Genomic DNA, 1,308 nt, shown 5'->3' with positions numbered 1-1,308 from the left:
CAGCAGCCCCGCGCCGCGGCGACCGCCCGCCCCGCGGCCACGCGCCCGGACCCCCGGGACCCGATCCTCTGGCCGCAGCGCGAGGCGCTCAAATCGGCGTTGCAGTACCCGGCGCTGGCCGGCCCCGTTTTCGACACGCTGACCGTCGAGAGCTTCACCCATCCCGGCTATGCCGCCGTGCGCGCGGCCATCGAGGCCGCCGGCGGAACGTCGAGCGGGGTCACCGGCGGGGAGTGGATCGACGCGGTGCGCCAGCGGGCCGGTTCGGACCTGACCGCGGGGCTGATCAGCGAGCTCGGAGTGGAGGCCGTCCAGGTCGACGACGAGAAGCTGCCGCGCTACATCGCCGGCGTGCTGGCCCGCTTGCAGGAGGTCTGGATGGGTCGGCAGATCGCCGAGGTGAAGTCCAAGCTGCAGCGCATGTCGCCGATCGAGCAGGGCGACGAGTACCACGCGCTGTTCGGCGACCTGGTCGCGATGGAGGCCTATCGGCGCAGCCTGCTGGAACAGGCTAGCGGCGACGATCTGACGATGTGAGGGCCTCGTCGGCCGCCCGTTCGTCGGCCGCCCGCTCCATGATGGCCGTTTGGTCGTCAAGCTCGGCGACGGTCACGAAGCCGGAGTCCGGGGAGATCCGGTTCGCGACCTTGCGGCGGCCCCCTTCGATCATCGACTTGGCCACGGGACTGCTGGTCAGCGCGCGATAGGTGCCGACGATCTGCTCGTAGCGGCGGCGCCCGGCCTTCGAGCCCAGCACGTAACCCAGCCCCAGCACCACGACATACCGGATCAAAAGCGTTCCTCCCGACTAGCGACCGTTCCATCCTGCCTCACCCGGCCCGGTGCGTGCGCGCCCGATCCGTCCTTATGCAGTTGGGCGCGGATATGCCAGTACGCTAGAGTCGTCCCGCGATCGTGTTGATCCCCTGTAGCTCAATTGGCAGAGCGTTCGGCTGTTAACCGATAGGTTCCTGGTTCGAGTCCAGGCGGGGGAGCAAGGCTCCGACTCAGTGTCCGGCGCTCTGGCCGCCGTCTCTCCGGTGCAAGGGCCTCCGGCTCCGAACTCCTCAACCAAGGCGCCAAAGGCCACCATCCGCCCGGGCGTCAGTTGGCCACGGCAGCGTCCGCGACAAGCGGTGACCGGTTCTCCCACCTTTCAGCGTCGAGCCTGTAAATCTGCAGCCAAAGCGCGAGTGCGGGCCTGCAGGGTTACAGCCTCGGCGAGCGGCGCGCATGCGCTGCGAGGCGTCTCATCGGAAAGCCGCTCACTCGTACGCCGGGGTCCATACCGCGTCGAGGACGGCCTGC

Annotated in this window: 1 protein-coding gene, 1 tRNA gene and 1 pseudogene; 2 read left to right on the top strand and 1 reads right to left on the bottom strand. The window is 69.1% G+C overall.

The window, feature by feature from the left end:
* Nucleotides 1–537, top strand: a pseudogene (locus A9X03_RS24645) (DNA primase); the annotation flags it as partial.
* Here A9X03_RS24645 and A9X03_RS24640 read toward each other — a convergent pair.
* Nucleotides 512–793: a hypothetical protein gene (locus A9X03_RS24640; RefSeq protein ID WP_067748435.1), complete on the bottom strand. Its 282-nt coding sequence runs from the start codon at nt 791–793 to the stop codon at nt 512–514. The pseudogene A9X03_RS24645 and the gene A9X03_RS24640 overlap by 26 nt on opposite strands.
* Nucleotides 794–922: 129 nt before the next feature.
* Here A9X03_RS24640 and A9X03_RS24635 point away from each other — a divergent pair.
* Nucleotides 923–995, top strand: a tRNA-Asn gene (locus A9X03_RS24635).
* Nucleotides 996–1,308: the final 313 nt, after the last annotated feature.

The sequence above is a fragment of the Mycobacterium sp. E1715 genome (genome assembly GCF_001667625.1).
GTDB lineage: Bacteria > Actinomycetota > Actinomycetes > Mycobacteriales > Mycobacteriaceae > Mycobacterium.
The sequence above is the reverse complement of the archived record's forward strand: the minus strand, read 5'-3'. Positions and strand labels throughout refer to the sequence as shown.